This is a genomic window from Sphingopyxis sp. (assembly GCF_036402335.1).
Classification (GTDB): Bacteria; Pseudomonadota; Alphaproteobacteria; order Sphingomonadales; family Sphingomonadaceae; genus Sphingopyxis.
Genome location: NZ_DASWTD010000057.1, coordinates 1 through 7,274, shown reverse-complemented (window position 1 = coordinate 7,274; position 7,274 = coordinate 1). Strand labels below are relative to the sequence as shown.

The following is a 7,274-nucleotide window of genomic DNA, read 5'->3' as shown; positions in this document are numbered from 1 at the left end:
GAGTGGCTGAAGACGCTGTTCGATTCGATCGGCAGCTTTTTCAAATGGAGCTCGCCCGCCGTCACCCCCTTGCTGTGGATCGGCGTCGCGGTGCTCGCCCTCGTGCTCCTCTATTTTTTCGTGCCCGCCTTTGCCCGCTGGGTCGACAATTTGCCGTTCCGCCGCAAGGCAGGCGGGGACGAGGAAATCGATAGCGTCGGCCTTGCCGAAGCCGGTGCCGCCCGCGCCTTGCTGGCCGAAGCCGATGCGCTCGCGGCCGAGAGCCGTTTTGCCGAGGCGGTGCACCTGCTGCTCTATCGCAGCGTCGAGGATATCGAGGGCCGGCGTCCCGGGCTCGTCAAACCCGCGATGACATCGCGCGAGCTTGCCGAAGCGCGCGACCTCCCCTCGGTCGCACGCGAAGCCTTCAGCCGCATCGCGCGCGCGGTCGAGATCAGCCTGTTCGGCGGACGGGCGATCGATGCCGCCGCATGGGACCAGTGCCGCAGCGCCTATGCGGAGATGACGGTGCCGAAGAACTGGGCGCGCGCATGAGCGACACGGCAGCGGCCAACGACCACGGTTTCAACCCGCGCCTGATGGCGGGCATCGTGGCAATCGGCGTGGTCGCCTTCATCGCGCTCTGGGCGTTGATCGCACTGGGTCCGCAGCTTTCGAGCGGCAACGATGGCGGCGGCCACGCGCTGTCGAAAGGCGCACCGGGCTATGCGGCGATCGTCGACCTCGCCGAGCGCGCGGGCGCGCACGTCGAACTGCGCCGGACCGGAGAAGCGCCGGCCTATGACGAAGAATGGCGCGAACTGCTCGTCCTGACGCCGAAGCACCGGACCAAGGCCGACGAGATCGCCGAGGTCCTGAAGGGACATCGCGGCGGACCGGTGCTGATCATCCTGCCGAAATGGGAAACGGGGCGGCACCCGGAAAAGGCCGGCTGGGCGGGTGGCGGCTTTCCCGTTGCACCGCCACCGGCCTTGCTGCCGCCGACGGTGGGCAAGATCGAGAAGATCGTCAGCGAAGCCCATGCGCGCGGCGCAAGGGCGACCGGCACGATCGCCGGACGGCGCATGTCGTTGCCGCTGCGCGGGCTTCGCTCGCAGATCCTCGTCGCGGACGATTTCGATACGCTGGTTGGCTTTCCGCACGGCGGAGCGCTGCTCGCGCGGCATCGCAGCGACCATATCTACATCCTGTCCGATCCCGACCTGGTGAACAACCTCGCCTTCGCCAACCGCGAGAGCGCCGCGGCGGCTGCGATGCTGATCGACGCGATTGCCCAAGATGCCGAAGCCGACGCGTTGACCTTCGACGTGACGCTGAACGGGTTCGGCAGCGGACGTTCGCTGCTGCGCTTCGCCTTCGTCCCGCCTTTCATCGGCATCACGCTCTGCCTGATCGCCGCCGGGCTGCTCGCGCTGTGGCAGGCATGGATGCGCTTTGGCCCCGCGCTGAAGCCCGGCCGCGCGATCCCGGTGTCAAAGGCGGCGCTGATCGCCAACAGCGCCGACCTGATCAAGCAGGCGCGGCGCGAGCTCGACGGCGCCGACGCCTATGTGCGCAGCCAGCGCATCGCGATCGCGCGGCGCCTGCACGCGCCCGGCGGGCTCGACGAAGCCGAAACCGACCGCTGGATCGACAAGCATCTGCGCGCGGGCGGCGAAACATTTTCCTCGCTCGCGCGGCGGCTGCCGCTCGCGCGTAACACCCATGAATTCCTTGCAGACGCGCAGGCGCTGCACGACATCAGGAAGGATTTACTCCGTGACAGCTAATATCGAGAGCGTACGGGCGCTCGGTGCCGCGATCGAGGGCGAGGTGAGCAAGGTCGTGTTCGGGCAGGGACCGCTCACCCGCATGGTGACGATCGCGCTGCTCGCCGGCGGCCATGTGCTGCTCGAAGGCCCGCCGGGAACGGCCAAGACGCTGCTTGCACAGGCGTTCGCGCGCGCGACGGGGCTGGCGTTCGGGCGTATCCAGTTCACCCCCGACCTGATGCCGGGCGACATTTTGGGGTCGAACCTGTTCAACTTCCAGACGTCGAGCTTTACCCTGACCAAGGGGCCGATCTTCACCGAACTGCTGCTCGCCGACGAAATCAACCGTACCCCGCCCAAGACGCAGGCCGCGCTGCTCGAGGCGATGCAGGAGCGGCGCGTGACGATCAACGGCGAGCCGCACGTCATGAGCCCGCGCTTTACCGTGCTCGCGACGCAGAACCCGATCGAGCAGCAGGGCGTCTACCCGCTGCCCGAAGCGCAGCTCGACCGCTTCCTGTTCAAGCTCGTCGTCGATTATCCCGACGCCGCCGAGGAACGGCGGATCGTCGCCGACCATGGCGGGCGCTTCAAAAGCCCCGCGGTCGCCGATTTCGGCGTCACCCAGGTCGCCGACGCCAAGTCGATCGGCGAAGCGATCGACATCATCGCGACCGTGCGCCTTGCCGAAGAGATCGTCGACTATATCGTCCGCCTCGTCCGCGCGACGCGCGAGAGCGCCGATCTCGAATGCGGCGCCAGCCCCCGTGCCGCGACCCTGCTCGCGCGCGCGGCCTGCGCCGCGGCGGCGCTCGACGGGCGCGACTATGTGATTCCCGACGACATCCAGCGGCTCGCCGCGGGCGTGCTGCGCCACCGCGTCATCCTGTCGGCGGCCGCCGAGATCGAGGGCCGCAACGTCGAACAGGTCGTCGCGGCGCTGCTCGAACGCGAGGAAGTCCCGCGGTGATCGAGGCAGCGATCCCCCCTATCGTGTATCCCCGCGGCTTGTTCCCGCATGTGGATGCGCCAGCGCCACATAGCGAGGTGTCGCGGTGATCTATCCAACCCGCCGCGCAATCTATCTGCTGCTGCTCGGCGCGCCGATGGCGCTCGCGCTCGGGCTGGTCCGGCCCGAACTGTGGCTGGTCGCGCCCGGCTGGATCGGCATCATCGTCGCCTGTTTGATTCTCGACGCCATCGCGGGCGCAAACCCCCGGCATCTGTCGCTCGACGCGCGCTTCCCGCATCAGGTCGGCGTCGGCGACCCCTTCGAGCTGTCGCTTGCGGCGAGCGGTAGCGCGGTTCCTCCGCGCGCCGAGATCGCGCTCGCACTCGACGAAAGACTCGTCGAAGGCGGGCGCCTTGCGGGCGACATGCGCCGTTCGGGCGCGGGCGATGCCCTCCTTCGCACGCTCCCGCTCACCGCCTCGCGGCGCGGCCAGGCGCTGATCGAGGCGCTGTGGGTCCGCTGGGCAGGGCCGCTCGGGCTGGTATGGAAACAGCGACGCTTCGCGATCGACGGCGCAATCAGCGTCGTGCCCAGCCTGCGCGCCGTGACCGACGAGGGCAGCCGGCTGTTCCAGCGCAACAGCTGGTTCGGCCTCCGCCAGCAGCGTTTCCGCGGCGAAGGGACCGAATATGAGGCGCTTGCCGAGTATCAGCCGGGAATGGATCGCCGCGCGATCGACTGGAACGCATCGGCGCGCCACGTCAAACTGCTTGCCAAGGAATATCGTGTCGAACGCGACAATCGCGTCGTCCTCGCGATCGACGGCGGGCGGACGATGGCCGAGCCGGTCGGCGGCATGCCGCGCGTCGACCGCGCGGTGTCGGCGGCGCTGCTGCTCGCCTATGTGGGGCTGAAGCTCAACGACCGGATCAGCCTCTTCTCCTTTGCCGCCAAGCCGCAGGCGCTGACCCCCGCCTATATGCATACGCAGGATTTCCCCGCGCTGCAGCGCGCCGCAAGCCTGATCGACTATGCGCATGTCGAGAGCAATTTCACGCTCGCGCTGACCACCCTTTCGGCGCAGCTCAACCGCCGCTCGCTGATCATCCTGTTCACCGAATTCACCGACGCGACGAGCGCCGACCTGATGATCCGCGCCGCCGGGCGGCTGGTGAAGAAGCACCGGCTGCTGTTCGTCGTCATCAAGGACGAAGAAGTCGAGAGCGAGGAACGGCGCCGCCCCGAAACGGGCGCCGACGTGACGCGATCGAACGTCGCCGCGGCGATGCTGCGCGACCGGCAACTGGTGATCGCGCGGCTCCAGCGGCTCGGCGCCGACGTTATCGAAGTGCCCGCCGACGCGATGGGCGCAAGCGCGGTCGAGGCCTATCTCGGCATCAAGCGGGCAGGCAGTCTATGATCCCCCCACCCGCTCCGGCACGCGCAATCGACGCGCCGACCTTTTCGACCAGCCGTTTTCGCGCCGAACGCGAGGCCGACTGGATCGCCTTCGACCTGCTGCTCACCAAGCTGGAAAAAAAGGGCGCCGCCGCGCTGACCAGCGACGAATTGCTGCAATTGCCGCTGCTCTATCGCGCGACGCTGTCGTCGCTGTCGATCGCGCGCGCGACCAGCCTCGACAAGGCGCTGCTCGACCATCTCGAGGCGCTGTCGATCCGCGGCTATTTCCTCGTCTATGGCGTACGCGAGAGCCGCTGGAACCGCCTTCGCCGCTTCCTCCTCTACGACTGGCCGGCTGCGGTGCGTTCGGTGTGGAAGGAAACGGTGATCATATCGCTGATCATCATCCTCGGCGCGCTGACCAGCTATTCGCTCGTCGCGAGCAACCCCGAATGGTATTTCAATTTCGTCGACGAGGAGATGTCGGGCGGGCGCGACCCGCGCGCGACGGTCGAGTTCCTGCAATCGACCCTCGGCCACGGAAAGGCCGCGGCAGCGGACGAAAGCGAAAGCGGACTGCACGTCTTCGCGACCTATTTGTTCACCCACAACAGCCGCGTATCGATCCTGTCCTTTGCGCTCGGTTTCGCCTTCGGGGTGCCGACGATGATGCTCGAATATTATCAGGGGATCGGGCTCGGCGCGATGATCGCGGTCTTTTCGTCCAAGGGACTGGGTTTCGATTTCGGCGGCTGGCTGTTCATTCACGGCACCACCGAGTTGTTCGCCGCCGCGCTGTCGGGCGCCGCGGGCCTCCGCATCGGCGCGGCGGTCGTTTTCCCCGGCGCGCGCGCGCGATTGCAGGCCGCGTCCGATGCGGGCCGCACCGCGGGCAAGGTGATGGTCGGGGTGATCCTGATGCTGTTCGTCGCCGGGCTGCTCGAAGGCTTCGGGCGGCAGCTGATCACCGACACGATGCTGCGCTATGCGATCGGGTCGCTGATGCTGCTCTTCTGGATCGGCTATTATTACATTCCGCGGCGCGAGGACGTCACATGACGGCGGCCGCCCGGAGCAATGCCAGGCTGCGCGCGGCGCGTGCGAAGAAGGTTCGCCAGTTCATCACGCCCGAGGGCGTCGACCTCGAGCTCAAGATCGCGAGTTCGGGGCTGCGTTTCGGCGCCCTGATGATCGACATCACGCTCATCGCCGTCGCGCTCCTTCTCTTTACGCTGCTGATGATCTGGATCGGCGTCGGCTCGGGATCGGATGTCACGGTGGTCGTGTGGATGCTCGGCGCCTTCGTCCTCCGGACATTCTGGTTCATCGGATTCGAACTGGGTTCGCGCGCCGCGACGCCGGGCAAGCGATTGACGGGCATCCGCGTCGTCGCGCGCGACGGCGGCCGGCTGACCGCCGATGCGGTGGTCGCGCGCAACCTGATCCGCGAGCTCGAGCTGTTCCTGCCGCTGATGATGCTGGGGGTCGCCGCGGCCGAGGATATGGCGTCGGCGTGGACAATCATCGCGGGGGTGCTCTGGTCGCTGACCCTGAGCCTGTTCCTGCTGTTCAACCGCGACCGGATGCGGATGGGCGACCTGATTGCCGGGACGTGGGTCGTGATGGCGCAGCGCGTGAAGCTCGACGCCGATATCGCGACCGCGGCGGGCGATGCGATGGTCTTCAGCGAGGCCGAACTCGCCGTCTATGGCATTTTCGAACTGCAGGAACTCGAACGCGTGCTCCGCGGGCAGGATCCGCGCGCGATGCGCGAAGTCGCCGATGCGATCCGCGCCAAGATCGGCCGCCCCGTCGCCGAGGAGGATCATGTCTTCCTGCTCGGCTATTACCGCCAGTTGAAAGCCCGGCTCGAACGCAAATTGCTGTTCGGCAAGCGGCGTGAGGATAAATATGCCAGCGACTGACACGCATTCCGTTTCCGATGCGCTCCACAAACGCCGTTCGGTGCGGGCCTTTACCGGCCGGCCCGTCGATCCCGCGCTGCTCGGGCAGATTTTCGCCGCAGCGCAGCGCGCCCCTTCGGGCGGCAACCTCCAGCCGTGGCAGGCGACGGTACTGACCGGCGAACCATGGCAGGCGGTGAAGGATGCTGTTGCGGCGCGGATCGCGATGGGGCGCGAGGGACAGGAGCCCGAATATGACATTTATCCGCGGGAGCTGACCGAACCCTGGACCGACCGCCGCTTCGGCGTCGGCGAGGCGCTCTATGCCTCGCTCGGCATCCCGCGCGAGGACAAGGCAGGGCGTCTCGCTCGGTTCATGGACAATTACCGGGGTTTCGGCGCACCGGTAATGCTTTTCCTCCACTGTTCGCGCATCATGGGTCCGCCGCAATGGTCGGACATGGGCATGTGGCTGCAATCGGTGATGCTGCTGCTCGTCGAACATGGCCTCGCCAGCTGTCCGCAGGAATGCTGGGCGATGTACGGCGCGACCATCCGGCGAACGCTGGCGCTGGACGACGGGCAGATTTTGTTCACCGGGCTCGCGATCGGCTATGCCGACGTTGACGCGGCGGTGAACCAGTGGCCGGTGCCGCGCGCACCGCTCGACGAAGTGATTGATTGGCAGGGATTTTAATGATGATCAGCAAGCAGCCGGGTTTCCGCTATGGCATCGCGGGTGCGCTGATGCTCGTCGTTGCGGGTTGCACCGCGATACCGCAGCCCGAAGCCCCGCCACCCGCGCCGCGTCCGGTCGCGCCGGCGCCGACGCCCGCGCCGCTGCCGACCCCGGCCGCCGGCTGGGAGGACCGTGCCGTCGATGCCGGGGCTTGGCGTTATGACGCCGGCAGCCGCACCGCTGCGTTTGTCCCGACCGGAAGCGCGAACCCGCTGCTCAGCATGACCTGCAGCGGCGGCGGCATCCGCATGACGTCGACGCTCGCGGGCAATGTCAGCCTGCGTACCAGCGCCGGGACCGACCAGATCCGCTTCGACGGCGGCAGCGCGAACCTGACCAACCGCGACCCGCGGCTCGACCGCATCGCCTTCAGCCGTGGCCGCTTCGCGCTCGAAACGCCCGGGGGAGGCGCGCTGACGCTACCCGTGCAGTCTGAAATCGGGCGGGTCATCGAGGATTGCCGCTAGCCGGGATGCCGGCTTTGGGGTGGGGAGCTGTCCTCTCGTGCACCCCGGCGAAAGCCGGGG

At 67.6% G+C, this 7,274-nt stretch carries 8 protein-coding genes; all 8 read left to right on the top strand.

All coding sequences use genetic code 11. The features are described 5' to 3' along the window. Window positions 1–534, top strand: a 534-nt coding sequence (locus VGD20_RS01705) for a DUF4129 domain-containing protein (protein ID WP_331132799.1), incomplete at its 5' end; no start/stop codon positions are given. Continuing rightward, window positions 531–1,769: a DUF4350 domain-containing protein gene (locus VGD20_RS01700; protein WP_331132798.1), complete on the top strand. Its 1,239-nt coding sequence runs from the start codon at window positions 531–533 to the stop codon at window positions 1,767–1,769. The genes VGD20_RS01705 and VGD20_RS01700, both read left to right, overlap by 4 nt. Beyond that, entirely contained in the window at window positions 1,759–2,721 is a 963-nt protein-coding gene (locus VGD20_RS01695) for a MoxR family ATPase (protein WP_331132797.1), read from the top strand. Before VGD20_RS01700 ends, VGD20_RS01695 begins: the two co-directional genes overlap by 11 nt. Before the next feature lie 85 nt (window positions 2,722–2,806). After that, window positions 2,807–4,123, top strand: a complete 1,317-nt coding sequence (locus VGD20_RS01690) for a DUF58 domain-containing protein (protein WP_331132796.1) — start codon at window positions 2,807–2,809, stop codon at window positions 4,121–4,123. Beyond that, window positions 4,120–5,163, top strand: coding sequence for a stage II sporulation protein M (locus VGD20_RS01685; RefSeq protein ID WP_331132795.1), 1,044 nt, complete (start codon window positions 4,120–4,122; stop codon window positions 5,161–5,163). The genes VGD20_RS01690 and VGD20_RS01685 overlap by 4 nt, the downstream gene beginning before the upstream one ends. After that, complete coding sequence (locus VGD20_RS01680; RefSeq protein WP_331132794.1) at window positions 5,160–6,029, top strand: RDD family protein; 870 nt, start codon at window positions 5,160–5,162, stop codon at window positions 6,027–6,029. The genes VGD20_RS01685 and VGD20_RS01680 overlap by 4 nt, the downstream gene beginning before the upstream one ends. Then, on the top strand, window positions 6,016–6,705 hold the full coding sequence (locus tag VGD20_RS01675; RefSeq protein WP_331132793.1) for a nitroreductase: 690 nt from the start codon (window positions 6,016–6,018) through the stop codon (window positions 6,703–6,705). Before VGD20_RS01680 ends, VGD20_RS01675 begins: the two co-directional genes overlap by 14 nt. Then, window positions 6,705–7,214 (top strand): hypothetical protein, encoded by a 510-nt coding sequence (locus tag VGD20_RS01670; RefSeq protein WP_331132792.1) that lies wholly within the window; start codon window positions 6,705–6,707, stop codon window positions 7,212–7,214. The genes VGD20_RS01675 and VGD20_RS01670 overlap by 1 nt, the downstream gene beginning before the upstream one ends. The last annotated feature ends 60 nt before the right edge of the window (window positions 7,215–7,274 follow it).

Bases quoted from the DNA above. Each gene is read 5' to 3' on its own strand.
- VGD20_RS01680 (WP_331132794.1), top strand. From the start codon at position 5,160: ATGACGGCGGCCGCCCGGAGCAATGCCAGGCTGCGCGCGGCGCGTGCG.
- VGD20_RS01670 (WP_331132792.1), top strand. From the start codon at position 6,705: ATGATGATCAGCAAGCAGCCGGGTTTCCGCTATGGCATCGCGGGTGCG.
- VGD20_RS01685 (WP_331132795.1), top strand. From the start codon at position 4,120: ATGATCCCCCCACCCGCTCCGGCACGCGCAATCGACGCGCCGACCTTT.
- VGD20_RS01675 (WP_331132793.1), top strand. From the start codon at position 6,016: ATGCCAGCGACTGACACGCATTCCGTTTCCGATGCGCTCCACAAACGC.
- VGD20_RS01700 (WP_331132798.1), top strand. From the start codon at position 531: ATGAGCGACACGGCAGCGGCCAACGACCACGGTTTCAACCCGCGCCTG.